Source organism: Allochromatium humboldtianum (genome assembly GCF_013385175.1).
Classification (GTDB): domain Bacteria; phylum Pseudomonadota; class Gammaproteobacteria; order Chromatiales; family Chromatiaceae; genus Thermochromatium; species Thermochromatium humboldtianum.
Map to the genome: position 1 here is coordinate 1 of NZ_JABZEO010000030.1, position 16,216 is coordinate 16,216.

Here is a 16,216-nt window from a genome sequence, read left to right on the forward strand (position 1 = left end):
GGACATCCCGCTCTACCCTTCGGATGAATCGTTACTTCTTCTTGGAGACCGCTTCGGCAATGCTGGCGGGCACCTCGTTGTACTTGCAGAATTCCATGCTGTAGGTCGCGCGACCCTGGGTCGCCGAACGCAGGTCGGTGGCGTAACCGAACATCTCCGACAGCGGAACCTCGGCACGGATGATCTTGCCGGACGGGGAATCGTCCATGCCCTGGATCATGCCGCGACGGCTGTTGATGTCGCCCATGACGTCGCCCATGTTCTCCTCGGGCGTGACCACCTCGACCTTCATGATCGGCTCCAGCAGGACCGGCTTGGCCTTGGCCGCCGCTTCCTTGATCGCCATGGAGCCGGCGATCTTGAACGCCATTTCGCTCGAGTCGACTTCGTGATAGGAGCCGTCGTAGAGCGTGACCTTGATGTCGACCATGGGGAAGCCGGCCAGGATACCGTTTTTCATGGCCTCCTGGATGCCCTTGTCGACTGCCGGGATGTATTCCTTGGGCACGGTACCGCCGACGATGCCGTTGACGAACTCGTAACCGCCGCCGGCCTCCATCGGCTCGACGCGGATGAGGACGTGACCATACTGACCGCGACCGCCGGACTGACGGGCGAACTTGGTGTCCTGCTCGACGCTGGTGCGGATGGTCTCGCGGTAGCTGACCTGGGGCGCGCCGACGTTGGCCTCGACCTTGAATTCGCGACGCATGCGGTCGACGATGATCTCCAGGTGCAGCTCGCCCATGCCGGAGATGATGGTCTGACCGGATTCCTCGTCGGTGTGGACGCGGAACGACGGGTCTTCCTGCGCCAGCTTCTGCAGCGCGATACCCATCTTCTCCTGGTCGCCCTTGGTCTTGGGCTCGACCGCGACCGAGATGACCGGCTCGGGGAACTCCATGCGCTCCAGGGTGATGATCTGATTGAGATCACACAGGGTATCGCCCGTGGTGACATCTTTCAGACCGACCGCCGCGGCGATGTCGCCGGCGCGGACTTCCTTGATCTCTTCACGGTTGTTGGCGTGCATCTGCAGGATACGGCCGATGCGCTCTTTCTTGCCCTTGACCGGGTTGTACAGGGTATCGCCCGAGTTGAGCACGCCCGAATAGACACGGAAGAAGGTCAGGGTACCGACGAAGGGGTCGGTCGCGATCTTGAACGCGAGCGCGGCAAAGGGCGCGGTGTCGGACGCTTCACGCGAGCCTTCGCTCTCGTCCTTGTCGTCGAGGATGCCCTTGATGGCGGGGACGTCGATCGGCGACGGCATGTAATCGAGCACGGCGTCGAGCATGGCCTGCACGCCCTTGTTCTTGAACGCCGAACCACAGAGCATGGGCACGATCTCGCTCTTGAGGGTGCGCGCACGCAGACCAGCCTTGATCTCGTCCTCGGTCAGAGCCTCGCCCTCGAGGTACTTCTCCATCAGCTCTTCGCTGGACTCAGCGGCGGCCTCGACCAGTTTCTCGCGCCATTCCTCACAGTCGTCGACCATGTCAGCCGGAATGTCGCCGTACTCGAACTTGGTGCCCTTGGACTCTTCGTCCCAGAGGATGGCCTTCATCTTGACCAGATCGATGACGCCCTTGAAGTGCTCCTCGGCGCCGATCGGCAGCTGCAGAGGAACGGGATTGCCGCCCAGACGATCCTTGACCTGACCGACGACGCGCAGGAAGTTGGCGCCCATGCGGTCCATCTTGTTGACGAACGCCAGACGCGGAACGCCGTACTTGTTGGCCTGACGCCAGACGGTCTCGGATTGAGGCTCGACGCCGCCGACCGCGCAGAAGACCGCGCAGGCGCCGTCGAGGACGCGCAGCGAACGCTCGACTTCGATGGTGAAGTCGACGTGTCCGGGGGTGTCGATGATGTTGATGCGGTGCTCAGGGCGGTCGAGCGCCATGCCCTTCCAGAAACAGGTGGTCGCGGCGGAGGTGATGGTGATGCCACGCTCCTGCTCCTGCTCCATCCAGTCCATGGTGGCGGAGCCGTCGTGCGTCTCGCCAAGCTTGTGCGAGACACCCGTGTAGAACAGGATGCGCTCCGTGGTAGTGGTCTTCCCGGCATCGATATGTGCCATGATGCCGAGATTGCGATACCGCTCGATGGGTGTGCTACGTGCCACGACTGAATCCGCCCTGATGATCCTAAAGAACTCGAAAAAAACGAACGCGAAACCGCGGATTTACCAGCGGTAATGCGAGAAGGCTTTATTGGCTTCGGCCATACGGTGAGTGTCTTCTTTCTTCTTCACAGCCGTACCGCGCGAATCGGCCGCATCCATCAGCTCACCCGCCAGACGCTGAGCCATGGACTTCTCGGACCGCTTGCGCGCCGAATCGATCAGCCAGCGCATAGCCAGCGAATTGCGACGAGCCGGACGCACCTCGACCGGAACCTGATAAGTGGCGCCGCCGACACGACGCGACTTGACCTCGACCACCGGACGCACGTTCTCCATCGCCTGCTCGAGCAGCTCGACCGGGCTTCCGCCCTTCTTCTCGGCGATCTGATCCAGGGCGTTGTAGATGATGCGCTCGGCGACGGACTTCTTGCCGTCTTCCATCATCATGTTGATGAACTTGGTCAGCAACTCACTTCCGTGCTTGGGATCCGGAAGGATTTGACGACGAGCGGCAACGCGTCTTCTTGGCATGGTCTTCTAAGGCTCCGACGTATTCGTTGTAGTCTGGGTCGCGTCAGGGCGCGATCACTTCTTCGGACGCTTGGCGCCGTACTTGGAACGCGCCTGACGGCGCTTCTCGACACCCGAGGTGTCCAGGGTGCCGCGCACGGTGTGGTAGCGCACGCCCGGCAAGTCCTTGACACGACCGCCGCGAATCAGGACCACCGAGTGCTCCTGAAGATTGTGGCCTTCGCCGCCGATGTAGGACGCGACCTCATACCCGTTGGTCAGACGCACGCGAGCCACCTTACGCAGAGCCGAGTTCGGCTTCTTGGGCGTGGTGGTGTAGACGCGCGTACAGACCCCGCGACGCTGCGGACAGGCCTCGAGGGCGGGCACGTTGGTTTTCGCCACGTTCCGCTTGCGAGGCTTGCGGACGAGTTGGTTGATCGTTGCCATGCGATGAGTCTCCAGCGGCGCCCTCGCGCCATGATTCTTCTTTGGAGTCAAACGAAGCCTGCGCGCACGGGCCGGCTCGATGACATCGCCGGAATGACACGCACCAGATGCGACCGTCTGCTCAGGGGCCGGGCAAAGGCGCCCAAACCAGGGAATCGGATAAAAAATGAAGCTAGCCGATAGACCATCGGCTAGCTGAGACAGAGCAGTATAGGGAGGCGCCTAGGCCGTGTCAACCGGTTGATCGACCTAGGCGGATGCTCACTCAGACTACTCAGCGGCTTCCGGAGTATTGAGCGCCTTCTTGAGCGCCTGCTCCAGATCCTCGGTGGCCATCTCGACCTTGCCCGAGTCGAGCACCCGCTGACGGCGCCGTTCCTGATGATAGGACAACCCCGTGCCGGCCGGGATGAGACGACCGACGATGACGTTCTCCTTCAGCCCCACGAGCCGGTCGGTCGAACCGCGCACGGCAGCTTCGGTCAGCACGCGCGTGGTCTCCTGGAACGAGGCCGCCGAGATGAAGGACTCGGTGGCCAGCGACGCCTTGGTGATGCCGAGCAGTAGCGGCTCGAACAGCGCCGGCTGCTTGCCCTCGGCCATGGCGCGCTTGTTCTCGTCGATCAGCAACGCATGTTCGACCTGCTCGCCGCGCAGCAGTCGGGTGTCGCCCGGCGCCGTGACCTCGACCTTGCGCAGCATCTGGCGGACGATGACCTCGATGTGCTTGTCGTTGATCTTCACGCCCTGCAGGCGGTAGACGTCCTGGATCTCCTTGACCAGATATTCGGCCAGCGCCGTGACGCCCTTCAGACGCAGGATGTCGTGTGAGGCCAGCTCGCCGTCGGCGATGACCTCGCCGCGCTCCACGCGCTCGCCCTCGAAGACGTTGACGTGACGCCACTTCGGGATCAGCTCCTCGACCGTCTCGCCGTCGTCCTTGGTGATGATCAGACGCTGCTTGCCCTTGGTGTCCTTGCCGAAGCTGATGGTACCGCTGGCCTCGGCGAGCAGGGCCGGTTCCTTGGGCTTGCGCGCCTCGAACAGGTCGGCGACGCGCGGCAGACCGCCGGTGATGTCACGGGTCTTGGAGGACTCCTGCGGGATACGCGCCAGGATGTCGCCCACGCCGACGTTGGCGCCATTGGCCACGCTGACGATGGCGCCCGATGACAGCGCATAGCGCGCCGGCAGATCCGTGCCCGCGATGTTGAGCTCGTTGCCGTCCTCGTCGAGCAGCTTGACCATGGGGCGCAGATCCTTGCCCGCCGCCGGACGCTGCTTGGGATCGATGACCACCAGCGAACTCAGACCCGTCACATCGTCGGTCTGGGCCTGCACGGTCACGCCCTCGATGAAGTCCTCGAACTCCAGTCGACCGGCCACCTCGGTGACCACGGGGTGGGTGTGCGGATCCCAGGTCGCGACCACGTCGCCCGGCTTGACCGCGTCGCCGTCGCCGACGCGCAGGGTCGCGCCATAGGGCACCTTGTAGCGCTCCTTCTCCATGCCGCGCTCGTCGACCACGGTCAGTTCGCCCGAACGCGAGACCGCGACCAGGTTGCCCGAGTGATGCTGCACGGTCTTGATGTTGTGCAGACGCGCCGAGCCGCCGTTCTTGATCTCGATGCTGCTGACGGCCGCCGCACGCGAGGCCGCGCCGCCGATGTGGAAGGTGCGCATGGTGAGCTGGGTGCCCGGCTCGCCGATCGACTGGGCGGCGATGACGCCGACCGCCTCGCCCATGTTGACGCGATGACCGCGCGCCAGATCGCGTCCGTAGCACTGGGCGCAGACGCCGAGTCGCGACTCACAGGTGATGGGCGAACGCACCCGCACCTGGTCGATACCGACTTCTTCGAAGCGCTCGACCCAGGACTCGTCGAGCAGGGTGCCGGCCTTGCAGATCAGTTCCGGGTTGTCTACGCCCGGACGATAGACATCGACCGCCGTGACGCGACCGAGGATACGCTCGCGCAGCGGTTCGACCACGTCGCCGCCCTCGATGACGGGCGCCATCAGCAGACCCTGGTCGGTGCCGCAATCCTCTTCGAGCACCACCATGTCCTGCGCCACGTCGACCAGACGCCGGGTCAGATAACCGGAGTTCGCGGTCTTGAGCGCGGTGTCGGCCAGACCCTTGCGCGCGCCGTGAGTCGAGATGAAGTACTGAATGACGTTCAGACCCTCGCGGAAGTTCGCGGTGATCGGCGTCTCGATGATGGAGCCGTCCGGCTTGGCCATCAGGCCGCGCATCCCGGCGAGCTGACGGATCTGGGCCGCCGAGCCACGGGCGCCGGAGTTGGCCATCATGTAGATGGAGTTGAACGAGTCCTGCTTGCGCTCCTCGACCAGGCGCGTCGGCGCCTCCTTGAGTCCGCTCGCCAGACGCTCGCGACCCTCGGACGCCTTGATCCGCTCGGGATCGAGCTTGGCCATGACCTCGGGACGATAACGCGCGGTCAGCTCGTCGAAACGGGCATTGAACGCCTCCAGGCTCAGCTCCTCGCGCGCCAGGGCCCGAGCCATCGAACGCAGCTCGCCCTGCCACTCGCCGAAGATCGCCCGCAATGCCTCGTAGCCCTCAGGCTCGACCGCCGACAGCGCCGCCTGACGGTACTCGCCGATCAGGCGCTCGGCCTCGAAGCCGGGATCGGTCTTGGCCAGATCCGTACCCAGCTTGGACATCATCGCCTTGGCGACCTGATCGTTGGTGCGCGACCAGATGTCGACGACCTTGTTGTAGCGCTCGCCGTTCGTCACCAGACCCGAGGCGTACTGCTGCTGGATCTCCTGCACCTCGAGTTCGGCCGCCGCAAGCAGTGCGCCCTTGTCCATCTTGGCGTCCTGGTCGTCGCGCGGCACCTCCATGTCGTCCAGACCGATGGAGACACCGGCACGGGTGGCCATGCGGAAGCCCAGATACATCACCTGGTCGGCGAAGACCACGGTGTCCTTGAGTCCCAGGCGGCGATAGCAGGTGTTGATCAGCATCGAGATCTGCTTCTTGCCCAGCGGACGGTCGACCAGCTCGAAGGGCAGCCCCTCGGGCACGATGGCGAACACCATCGCGCGTCCGACGGTCGTCTCCTTGATACTGGTGCGATCGGTCAGGCTGCCGTCCTTGTGCTTGATGACCTCGCGGATACGCACCCGGCAGCGCGCGTGCAGATCGGCGTGTCCGGTCTCGTAGGCACGGCGTGCTTCGTCGATGTTGACGAACAGACTGCCCTCACCCCTGGCGCCGATGCGCTCGCGGGTCATGTAATAGAGACCCAGCACCACGTCCTGCGACGGCACGATGATCGGCTCGCCGTTGGCGGGCGAGAGGATGTTGTTGGAAGCCATCATCAGGGCGCGCGCTTCCAACTGCGCCTCCAGCGACAGCGGCACGTGCACGGCCATCTGGTCGCCGTCGAAGTCGGCGTTGAAGGCGGTACAGACCAGCGGATGGAGCTGGATCGCCTTGCCTTCGATCAGAACCGGCTCGAACGCCTGGATGCCCAGACGGTGCAGGGTCGGCGCGCGGTTGAGCATGACCGGATGCTCGCGGATCACCTCTTCGAGGATGTCCCAGACCTCCGGCGTGCCGCGCTCGACCATCTTCTTGGCCGCCTTGATGGTGGCCGCCAGCCCGCGGAACTGGAGCTTGCTGAAGATGAAGGGCTTGAACAGCTCCAGAGCCATGCGCTTGGGCAGACCGCACTGATGGAGCTTGAGCGTCGGGCCGACCACGATGACCGAACGGCCCGAGTAGTCGACGCGCTTGCCGAGCAGGTTCTGGCGGAAGCGCCCCTGCTTGCCCTTGATCATGTCGGCAAGCGACTTGAGCGGACGCTTGTTGGTGCCCGTGATCGCACGTCCGCGACGCCCGTTGTCGAGCAGCGCGTCGACCGACTCCTGGAGCATGCGCTTCTCGTTGCGCACGATGATGTCGGGCGCGATCAGATCGAGCAGGCGCTTCAGGCGGTTGTTGCGGTTGATGACGCGACGATAGAGATCATTGAGATCCGAGGTCGCGAAGCGTCCGCCGTCGAGCGGCACCAGCGGGCGCAGTTCGGGCGGCAGCACCGGCAGCACAGTCAGGATCATCCACTCCGGGCGGTTGCCCGAGGCCAGCAGCGACTCCATGAGCTTGAGGCGCTTGGCGAGCTTCTTGATCTTGGTTTCGGAGTTGGTCGACTCGATCTCCTCGCGCATGCGGCGGATCTCGGCGGCCATGTCGATGCTGCGCAGCAGCTCGTAGATGGCCTCGGCGCCCATGCGCGCGTCGAACTCGTCGCCGTTGGCTTCGAGCACGTCGAGATACTGCTCGTCATTGAGCAGCTGGCCGCGCTCGAGATCGACGATCATGCCCGGATCGATGACGACGAACGATTCGAAATAAAGGATGCGCTCGATGTCGCGCAGGGTCATGTCGAGCAGGAGACCGATGCGCGACGGCAGCGACTTGAGGAACCAGATGTGCGCCACCGGGCTGGCCAGATCGATGTGGCCCATGCGCTCGCGGCGCACCTTGGCCAGCGTGACCTCGACACCGCACTTCTCGCACACCACGCCGCGATGCTTCAGACGCTTGTACTTGCCGCAGATGCACTCGTAGTCGGTGATGGGTCCGAAGATCTTGGCGCAGAACAGACCATCGCGCTCCGGCTTGAAGGTGCGATAGTTGATGGTCTCGGGCTTCTTGACCTCGCCATAGGACCAGGAACGGATCATCTCGGGCGAGGCCAGCCCGATCTTGATCGCGTCGAATTCGAGTGCCTGACCCTGTTGCTTGATGATTTTGAGTAGATCTTTCAAGACCTTGATCTCCTGCCTGGAATAACCGGCTTGGGATGGGTAGAGCGGCAGCGACACCCATCGCCACAACGCTTGAGCTTTGAACAGAGACCGGGATGCGGCATCGAAAGAGCCGCATCACCGGCGGTCGGTGCGGTTCGCTCACCGCACCCTACCCCATCAATCCTGCTGTAGCTCCACGTTGATGGCGAGCGAGCGGATCTCCTTGACCAGCACGTTGAAGGACTCGGGCATGCCGGCCTCCATGCGGTGATCCCCATCCACGATGTTCTTGTACATCTTGGTGCGCCCGTTGACGTCGTCGGACTTGACCGTGAGCATCTCCTGCAGGGTGTAGGCGGCGCCATAGGCTTCCAGCGCCCAGACCTCCATCTCACCGAAGCGCTGACCGCCGAACTGCGCCTTGCCGCCCAGGGGCTGCTGCGTGACCAGGCTGTAGGGGCCGGTCGAACGGGCGTGCATCTTGTCGTCGACCAAGTGGTTGAGCTTGATCATGTACATGTAGCCCACGGTGACCGGACGCTCGAACTGGTCGCCGGAGCGCCCGTCGAACAGAATGGTCTGGCCGCTTGGAACGCCCTGCTCGGTGTTGTCGCGGTCGGCGAGCTTGAGCATCGCCTTGATCTCTTCCTCGGTCGCACCGTCGAAGACCGGCGTGGCCAGCGGCACGCCTCGGGTCAGATTGCGCGCCAGCTCCAGGATCTCATCGTCGGAGAAGCTCGCCAGATCTTCCTGCTTGCCGCTGGTGTTGTAGACCTGCTCCAGGAAGTCGCGCAGCTCGCCGATCGCCGTCTGGCGTTGCAGCATGCGCCCGATCTTCTCGCCCAGACCCTGAGCCGCCCACCCGAGATGGGTCTCCAGCACCTGACCGACGTTCATGCGCGAGGGCACGCCGAGCGGGTTGAGCACGATGTCGACCGGCACACCATCGGCCGAGAACGGCATGTCCTCGACCGGCACCACCTTGGAGATGACACCCTTGTTACCGTGACGACCGGCCATCTTGTCACCGGGCTGGATGCGGCGCTTCACGGCCACATAGACCTTGACCATCTTGAGCACGCCGGGCGCCAGATCGTCGCCACTGGCGACCTTGCGCTTCTTGATCTCGTAGCGCTCGCGGAATTCCTCGCGCTGCTGCTTGACCTGAGCGGCGACGGCTTCGAGCTGGGTGGCGGCGTCCTCGTCACGCACGCGGATCTCGAACCAGGCATCGCGCGAACCCTTGGACTTGAGCGAGTCGAGATAGTCCTTGGTGATCTCGGAACCGGGACGGAAACCGCCCGGACCGCCGTCGGCGACCTTGCCCACCAGGAGCTTCTCGACACGCTGAAAGGTGTCGTTCTCCATGATGCGCTGCTGGTCGGCGAAGTCCTTGCGCACGCGCTCCAGTTCCATCTCCTCGATCTCGATGGCGCGCTTGTCCTTGTCCACGCCGTCGCGGGTGAAGACCTGGACGTCGACCACGGTGCCGTTCATGCCCGTGGGCAGACGCAGCGAGGTGTCCTTCACGTCGGAGGCCTTCTCGCCGAAGATGGCGCGCAGCAGCTTCTCTTCCGGCGTCAGCTGGGTCTCGCCCTTGGGCGTCACCTTGCCGACCAGGATGTCGCCGTCGCGCACCTCGGCGCCGACATAGACGATGCCGGATTCGTCGAGCTTGGAGAGCGCCGACTCACCCACGTTCGGGATGTCGCCCGTGATCTCTTCCGGCCCGAGCTTGGTGTCGCGCGCCAGACAGGACAGTTCCTCGATATGGATGGTGGTGAAGCGATCCTCCTGCACCACGCGCTCCGAGATCAGGATCGAGTCCTCGAAGTTGTAGCCGTTCCAGGGCATGAAGGCCACGCGCAGGTTCTGACCCAGGGCCAGCTCGCCCATGTCGGTCGAGGGACCGTCGGCCAGGACGTCGCCGCGCGCGATCGCATCACCCAGCTTGACCAGCGGGCGCTGATTGATACAGGTGTTCTGGTTGGAGCGGGTGTACTTGGTCAGGTTGTAGATGTCGACGCCCGGCACGTCCGGGGTCTTGGCCGCCTCGTCGTCGTTGACGCGCACCACGATACGCGCCGCGTCGACCGACTCGATGACGCCGCCGCGCCGCGCGACCACGCACACACCCGAGTCACGGGCGACGACACGCTCCATGCCGGTGCCGACCAGCGGCTTTTCGGCGCGCAGCGTGGGCACGGCCTGACGCTGCATGTTCGAACCCATGAGTGCACGGTTGGCGTCGTCGTGCTCCAGGAACGGGATCAGCGAAGCGGCCACCGAGACGATCTGACGCGGCGAGACGTCCATGTACTGGACTTCCTCCGGCGCGCGCATGGCGAACTCGTTGGCATGACGGCAGGAGACCAGGGCGTCGGCGAGCCGTCCGTCCGCGTCCAGGGTCGCGTTGGCCTGGGCGATGACGAAGTTGCCCTCCTCGATCGCCGACAGATAGTCGATCTGATCGGTGACGCGACCGTCCTCGACCTTGCGATAGGGCGTCTCCAGGAAGCCGTAGGAGTTGGTGCGGGCATAGACCGCCAGCGAGTTGATCAGACCGATGTTCGGACCTTCAGGGGTCTCGATCGGGCAGACGCGGCCATAGTGGGTCGGGTGCACGTCACGCACCTCGAAGCCGGCCCGCTCGCGCGCCAGACCGCCGGGGCCGAGCGCCGAGACGCGCCGCTTGTGCGTGACCTCGGACAGCGGATTGTTCTGGTCCATGAACTGCGAGAGCTGCGAGGAACCGAAGAACTCCTTGATCGCCGCCGACACTGGCTTGGCGTTGATGAGCTCCTGCGGCATCAGCCCCTCGGACTCGGCCAGCGACAGGCGCTCCTTGACCGCGCGCTCGACCCGCACCAGACCGACGCGGAACTGGTTCTCGGCCATCTCGCCGACGCAGCGGATGCGGCGGTTGCCCAGATGGTCGATGTCGTCGACCATGCCACGACCGTTGCGCAGCTCGACCAGCACCTTGAGCGAATCGAGGATGTCGGAGGCGTCCTCGCCGTACTGGTCGAAGAGCTTTTTGGAGAAGTCGTCGGTGCGGGCGGCGAAATAGCGCCCGTCATAGATGACGCCCGGCCCCGTCTCGTCGGCGCGACCGAGCCGGCGGTTGAACTTCATGCGACCGACCGCCGAGAGATCGTAGCGATCGGAGGTGAAGAACAGGTTGTGGAACAGATTCTGGGCGGCCTCCTTGGTCGGCGGCTCGCCGGGACGCATCATGCGATAGATCTCGATCTGAGCGTCCAGATCGTTGGTCGTCGGATCGATGCGCAGGGTCTCGGAGATGTAAGGCCCCTGGTCGAGATCGTTGACGAACAGGGTCTCCAGAGTCTCGACGCCCTTGCGGAACAGGGTCTCCAGCAGCTCGGGCGTGATCGGATCATTGGCCTCGGCGAAGACCTCGCCGGTGTCGCTGTCGACCTGGGCGTGCGCCAGGATGCGGCCGAGCAGGAAGTCCGCCGGCACTTCCAGCCGATCGACGCCGGCCTTCTGCAGCTCGCGGATGTGACGCGCGGTCACGCGCCGGCCGGACTCGACCAGCACCTCGTCGCCGATCTTGACGTCGAAGCCGACGGTCTCGCCGCGCAGGCGCTCGGGGACCAGATCCAGGGTCACGGTCTGACCCTGGATGCGGAAAGTGTCGGTCTCGAAGAAGCGCCCGAGGATGTCCTCGACGCCATAGCCGAGCGCGCGCAGCAGCACCGTGGCCGGCAGCTTGCGCCGACGGTCGATGCGCACGAAGACGTTGTCCTTGGGGTCGAACTCGAAGTCGAGCCAGGAGCCGCGATAGGGAATGACGCGCGCCGAGAACAGCAGCTTGCCCGAGGAGTGGGTCTTGCCCTTGTCATGGTCGAAGAAGACACCGGGCGAACGGTGCAACTGCGAGACGATGACACGCTCGGTGCCGTTGATGATGAAGGTGCCGGTCTCGGTCATGAGCGGCAGTTCGCCCATGTAGACTTCCTGCTCGCGCACGTCCTTGACGACCTTGGAGCCGGCCGGAGCGTCCTTGTCGTAGATCACCAGCCGCAGCAGCACGCGCAGGGGCGCCGCGAAGGTCGCGCCGCGCAGATGACACTCGCGCTCGTCGAACACTGGATCGCCCAGGCGATACTTGACATACTCCAGGACGGCGTTGCCCGAGTAGCTCTCGATGGGGAACACGGACTTGAAGGCCGCATGCAACCCGAGATCCCGGCGGTCCTTGACCGACACATCGGCTTGCAGGAACTCGCGATAGGAGTCGATCTGCGTCGCCAGCAGGAACGGGACGTCCAGGATACTGGGACGCTTGCCGAAGTCTTTGCGGATGCGCTTCTTTTCGGTGAACGAATAGGCCATTATGCCTTCCCTCGAGATGCTTGCGTGGGTCCCTGACGGGGCATGGACACGGATGCGGATGGCTCGAAACTTGGAACAGAATCAAGACACGCCCGGATCGGGGCGTGCTATCCCACCGGATTCGCCGAATCCAACGGGAAAAGGCCGGCGGCTAATCGCCGCCAGCCTCGCTTGCTTGGTCGAACGAATAACGACGCAACGCGCCGTTACTTGATCTCGACCGCGGCGCCAGCCTCTTCGAGTTCCTTCTTCGCGGCCTCGGCCTCGGCCTTGGAGATGCCTTCCTTCAGGACGGTCGGAACGCCTTCGACGGCGTCCTTGGCTTCCTTCAGGCCCAGACCGGTGATCGAGCGCACAGCCTTGATGACGCCAACCTTGTTGGCGCCGAACGAGGTCAGAACGACGTTGAACTCGGTCTGCTCTTCGACGGCGGCGGCCTCAGCGCCACCGGCGGCCGGACCGGCAGCCACGACAGCGGCAGCGGCGGTCACGCCGAACTTCTCTTCCATCGCGCTGATGAGGTCGACGACCTCGAGCACGGTCATGTTGCCAATCGCTTCGAGAATGTCGTCTTTCGAAACGGCCATGGGTTTCTCCTAAGAAAATACGGTTGATCGGGTAGCTGATGGATGGAAGACGCGCCTTAGGCGGCTTCCTTGGCATCGCGAATCGCGGCGACGGTGCGGACGAGCTTGCCCGGCACCTCGTTGAGCGTTGCGGCGAGCTTCTGGACCGGAGCCTTCATGGTCGCCATGAGCAGACTGATCGCCTGATCGTAGGTCGGCATCTTGGCCAGATTGCCGATCTCGGTGGGCGCGAGCAGCTTGCCGCCCAGGGCGATGATCCGCACCTGGAACTTGTCGTGCTCCTTGGCGAAGGGCTCCAGGACGCGCGCGACCGAACCCGGATCGTCCTGCGAGAACGCGAGGATCATCGGGCCGGTGAGCCCATCCCGCATGCAGGCGAAATCCGTGTCTTCCAGCGCGCGCTTGGCCAGGGTATTCTTGACCACGCGCACATAGACCCCGGCCTTGCGTGCTTCCACGCGCAGCTTGGTCAGTTGCTCGACGGTCAAGCCCCGGTACTCGGCCGCGATGGCCGAATAGGCGCTCTTTGCAACTTCCGCGACTTCGGCGACGATTGCTTCTTTTTGCGCAAAATTCAGCGCCACTGTCGTCACCTCTACTGACATTGGAACCCGGTCGAGACCGGGCGGCGAGCGGGCCGTCACCTCCAGTGACGAACCGACTCGCCAGGTTCGTGCGCCGTCATCAGCTAACGATCTGACTCGGGAGCACCGTCTGCGCGGGCGTGGTGGGCATTAAGTCCAGCCGCCGCGTTCCCTTGCAGCACCTCGGACACCCGCGGTCTTTGACGGTCTCCAGCGATGCCCGAGACCTCAAAGAAAACTCAGTCTCCAAGCGTGCCGACCCGAGAGCCGGCACCCCGGATCAGAAGGTCAACGCTGAATGGTCGACCGCCAGGCCCGGCCCCATGGTGCTGGAGACCGTGACCTTCTTCATGTAGATACCCTTGGCCGCCGTCGGCTTGGCCTTCATCAGGCTGCCGAGCAGGGCTTCGAGGTTCTCGCGCAGCTTGTCGGCCTCGAAGTCGACCTTGCCGAGCGGGCAGTGGATGATACCCGCCTTGTCGGTGCGATAGCGCACCTGACCGGCCTTGGCGTTGCGCACGGCCTCGGCGACGTCCGGGGACACGGTGCCGACCTTGGGGTTGGGCATCAGACCACGCGGGCCGAGCACCTTACCGAGCTGACCGACGATACGCATGGCATCGGGCGAAGCGATGACGACGTCGTAGTCGAGCTGACCGGCCTTCATCTCTTCGGCCAGATCCTCGAAACCGACCTTGTCGGCCCCGGCTTCGCGTGCCGCATCGGCGGCGGCGCCCTGGGCGAAGACAGCCACGCGCACGGTCTTGCCGATGCCGTGCGGCAGCACGGTCGAACCGCGGACGACCTGATCCGACTTACGCGGATCGACGCCCAGGTTCACCGCGACATCAATGCTTTCGGCGAACTTGACCTGGGAGAGTTCTTTCAGCAGCGAGAAAGCCTCGTCAGCCGGATAGAGCTTGCCGGCCTCGACGCGCTCCTGGATTGCACGCACACGTTTGCTGAGACGCGCCATATCAGTTCACCCCTTCGACGTTCAGACCCATGGAGCGCGCGCTGCCAGCGATGGTACGCACGGCGGCGTCCATGTCGGCGGCGGTCAGATCGGGCATCTTGAGCGTGGCGATCTGTTCGAGCTGCTCGCGCGTGACAGTGCCGACCTTGTTGGTGTTCGGCTTGGCGCTGCCGCTGCTGATGCCGACAGCCTTCTTCAGCAGGATCGAGGCCGGCGGGGTCTTGGTGATGAAGGTGAAGCTGCGATCCGAGTAGACCGTGATGACCACGGGCGTCGGGATGCCCTTCTCCATGTCCTGCGTGCGCGCGTTGAACGCCTTGCAGAACTCCATGATGTTGACGCCGTGCTGACCAAGCGCGGGACCGACCGGCGGACTGGGATTGGCTTCGCCGGCCTTCACCTGCAACTTGATGTAGGCATTGATCTTCTTTGCCACGATGAGTCTCCAGTGGGTGCAAGCGCCGGAGGATCGATCCGGCTCCCCGTGTGTATATCCCCGATACGGGGCTGGGAGGCCGCATCCAGACAGGATACGGCCGGATATTCAGTTCACGCGGACGCGAATGCTGTGACGCTCAGACTTTCTCGACCTGGGCAAATTCCAGCTCGACCGGCGTCGAGCGGCCGAAGATGAGCACCGAGACCTTGACGCGGCTCTTGTCGTAGTCGACGTCTTCGACCACACCATTGAAGTCGGTGAAGGGCCCGTCGATGACGCGCACCACCTCGCCCGGCTCGTAGAGCACCTTCGGACGCGGCTTCTCGCCGCCTTCCTGCAAGCGCTGCAGAATGACCTCGGCCTGAGAGTCCGGGATGGGCGCCGGACGATCGCCCGTGCCACCGATGAAGCCCATGACCTTGGGCACGTTCTTGACCAGATGCCAAGTCTCGTCGGTCAGCTCCATATGGACGAGGACATAGCCGGGGAAGAACTTGCGCTCGCTCTTGCGCTGCTGTCCGCCGCGCATCTCGACCACTTCTTCGGTGGGCACCAGAATCTGACCGAACAGCTCTTCGAGCCCGGCGCGCTTGACATGATCTTCCAGGGAACGTTTGACCTGCCCCTCGAATCCCGAGTAGGCATGAATGACGTACCAACGCTTGGACATGCTCAGCCCCCCTGGCCGGTCAGGAATCGCAGGATCGACATCAACATCATGTCGAACAGCCAGAGGACGATACCGAGGAGCAGCACCATGACCACGACCACCAGGGTCGTTTGCAGGGTTTCCTGACGCGAGGGCCAGACGACCTTGCGCACTTCCATGCGCGAATCGGAGATGAACTGCCAGAGCGCGCGACCGCGTTCGGTCTGAAAGGCGATGGCCGCCGCTCCGCCGCTGATCACCAGCAGCGCGATCACACGCAGCAGTGTCGAGACTCCGGAGAAATAATAGAAGGCCAGGATACCGCCGACCAGGAGGAATGCAGCACCACCCAGCTTGAGAGAATCCAAGCCGGCACCGCGGGTCTCTGCGCGTGAACTCATGAATTCGCCTATTTCCAAACCGCGTCTAGCGCGACAAATTTAGCTTTCTGGCTCGAATACAGCACATCAAAAACCAACAGACTCAGCGGAACGCGGCCTGAGAAGATACTACCAAAGCGCGCCCGACAAGAAGCCTCATTGGCTCACGCGAAGCTAGGGGATCTCACCAGAAACCGCTCCCGGAAGGGAGCGGTTGTGGTGATTTGAATGGCAGGCCAGGAGGGACTCGAACCCCCAACCTGCGGTTTTGGAGACCGCTGCTCTGCCAATTGAGCTACTGGCCTAAACTCGAAGCGATGTCAGCGAGCGCGAGATCCGGGGATGATTTCGCGCCCCGCTGATCGCGGA

The 16,216-nt window shown here is 63.8% G+C and carries 11 protein-coding genes and 1 tRNA gene; all 12 read right to left on the reverse strand.

Features of this window, described 5'->3' with window-relative positions:
- Window positions 1-31 precede the first annotated feature (31 nt).
- The 12 genes from fusA to HW932_RS20595 all read right to left on the reverse strand — a co-directional run bounded on the left by fusA (window position 32) and on the right by HW932_RS20595 (window position 16,152).
- Window positions 32-2,128: an elongation factor G gene (fusA, locus tag HW932_RS20535; RefSeq protein WP_176978329.1), complete on the reverse strand. Its 2,097-nt coding sequence runs from the start codon at window positions 2,126-2,128 to the stop codon at window positions 32-34.
- Between the two features lie 60 nt (window positions 2,129-2,188).
- Complete coding sequence (gene rpsG / locus HW932_RS20540) at window positions 2,189-2,659, reverse strand: 30S ribosomal protein S7 (RefSeq protein ID WP_176978330.1); 471 nt, start codon at window positions 2,657-2,659, stop codon at window positions 2,189-2,191.
- Window positions 2,660-2,713: 54 nt separating this feature from the next.
- Complete coding sequence (rpsL, locus tag HW932_RS20545; protein WP_012971556.1) at window positions 2,714-3,088, reverse strand: 30S ribosomal protein S12; 375 nt, start codon at window positions 3,086-3,088, stop codon at window positions 2,714-2,716.
- A 270-nt stretch (window positions 3,089-3,358) separates the two neighbouring features.
- A complete protein-coding gene (gene rpoC, locus HW932_RS21685; protein WP_222932472.1) occupies window positions 3,359-7,891 on the reverse strand; it encodes a DNA-directed RNA polymerase subunit beta' in 4,533 nt (1,510 codons plus the stop codon).
- Window positions 7,892-8,050: 159 nt separating this feature from the next.
- Entirely contained in the window at window positions 8,051-12,232 is a 4,182-nt protein-coding gene (gene rpoB, locus HW932_RS20560; RefSeq protein WP_176978331.1) for a DNA-directed RNA polymerase subunit beta, read from the reverse strand.
- A 206-nt stretch (window positions 12,233-12,438) separates the two neighbouring features.
- Entirely contained in the window at window positions 12,439-12,819 is a 381-nt protein-coding gene (gene rplL, locus HW932_RS20565; protein ID WP_176978332.1) for a 50S ribosomal protein L7/L12, read from the reverse strand.
- A 56-nt stretch (window positions 12,820-12,875) separates the two neighbouring features.
- Entirely contained in the window at window positions 12,876-13,403 is a 528-nt protein-coding gene (rplJ, locus tag HW932_RS20570; protein ID WP_176978337.1) for a 50S ribosomal protein L10, read from the reverse strand.
- A gap of 280 nt (window positions 13,404-13,683) precedes the next feature.
- Window positions 13,684-14,379: a 50S ribosomal protein L1 gene (rplA, locus tag HW932_RS20575; protein WP_176978333.1), complete on the reverse strand. Its 696-nt coding sequence runs from the start codon at window positions 14,377-14,379 to the stop codon at window positions 13,684-13,686.
- Window position 14,380: 1 nt separating this feature from the next.
- The gene (rplK, locus tag HW932_RS20580; protein ID WP_176978334.1) at window positions 14,381-14,815 is read right to left on the reverse strand and encodes a 50S ribosomal protein L11; all 435 of its coding nucleotides are present in this window, start codon (window positions 14,813-14,815) and stop codon (window positions 14,381-14,383) included.
- Between the two features lie 139 nt (window positions 14,816-14,954).
- Window positions 14,955-15,488 (reverse strand): transcription termination/antitermination protein NusG, encoded by a 534-nt coding sequence (gene nusG / locus HW932_RS20585; RefSeq protein ID WP_176978335.1) that lies wholly within the window; start codon window positions 15,486-15,488, stop codon window positions 14,955-14,957.
- Window positions 15,489-15,490: 2 nt separating this feature from the next.
- A complete protein-coding gene (secE, locus tag HW932_RS20590; RefSeq protein WP_176978336.1) occupies window positions 15,491-15,868 on the reverse strand; it encodes a preprotein translocase subunit SecE in 378 nt (125 codons plus the stop codon).
- Window positions 15,869-16,076: 208 nt separating this feature from the next.
- Window positions 16,077-16,152 (reverse strand) — tRNA-Trp (locus HW932_RS20595).
- Window positions 16,153-16,216 lie beyond the last annotated feature (64 nt).

Excerpts from the sequence above, each read along its gene's own strand:
- rplL (WP_176978332.1), bottom strand. The coding sequence starts at position 12,819 with ATGGCCGTTTCGAAAGACGACATTCTCGAAGCGATTGGCAACATGACC.
- rplA (WP_176978333.1), bottom strand. The coding sequence starts at position 14,379 with ATGGCGCGTCTCAGCAAACGTGTGCGTGCAATCCAGGAGCGCGTCGAG.
- nusG (WP_176978335.1), bottom strand. The coding sequence starts at position 15,488 with ATGTCCAAGCGTTGGTACGTCATTCATGCCTACTCGGGATTCGAGGGG.
- rpsL (WP_012971556.1), bottom strand. The coding sequence starts at position 3,088 with ATGGCAACGATCAACCAACTCGTCCGCAAGCCTCGCAAGCGGAACGTG.
- rpoB (WP_176978331.1), bottom strand. The coding sequence starts at position 12,232 with ATGGCCTATTCGTTCACCGAAAAGAAGCGCATCCGCAAAGACTTCGGC.
- secE (WP_176978336.1), bottom strand. The coding sequence starts at position 15,868 with ATGAGTTCACGCGCAGAGACCCGCGGTGCCGGCTTGGATTCTCTCAAG.
- rpsG (WP_176978330.1), bottom strand. The coding sequence starts at position 2,659 with ATGCCAAGAAGACGCGTTGCCGCTCGTCGTCAAATCCTTCCGGATCCC.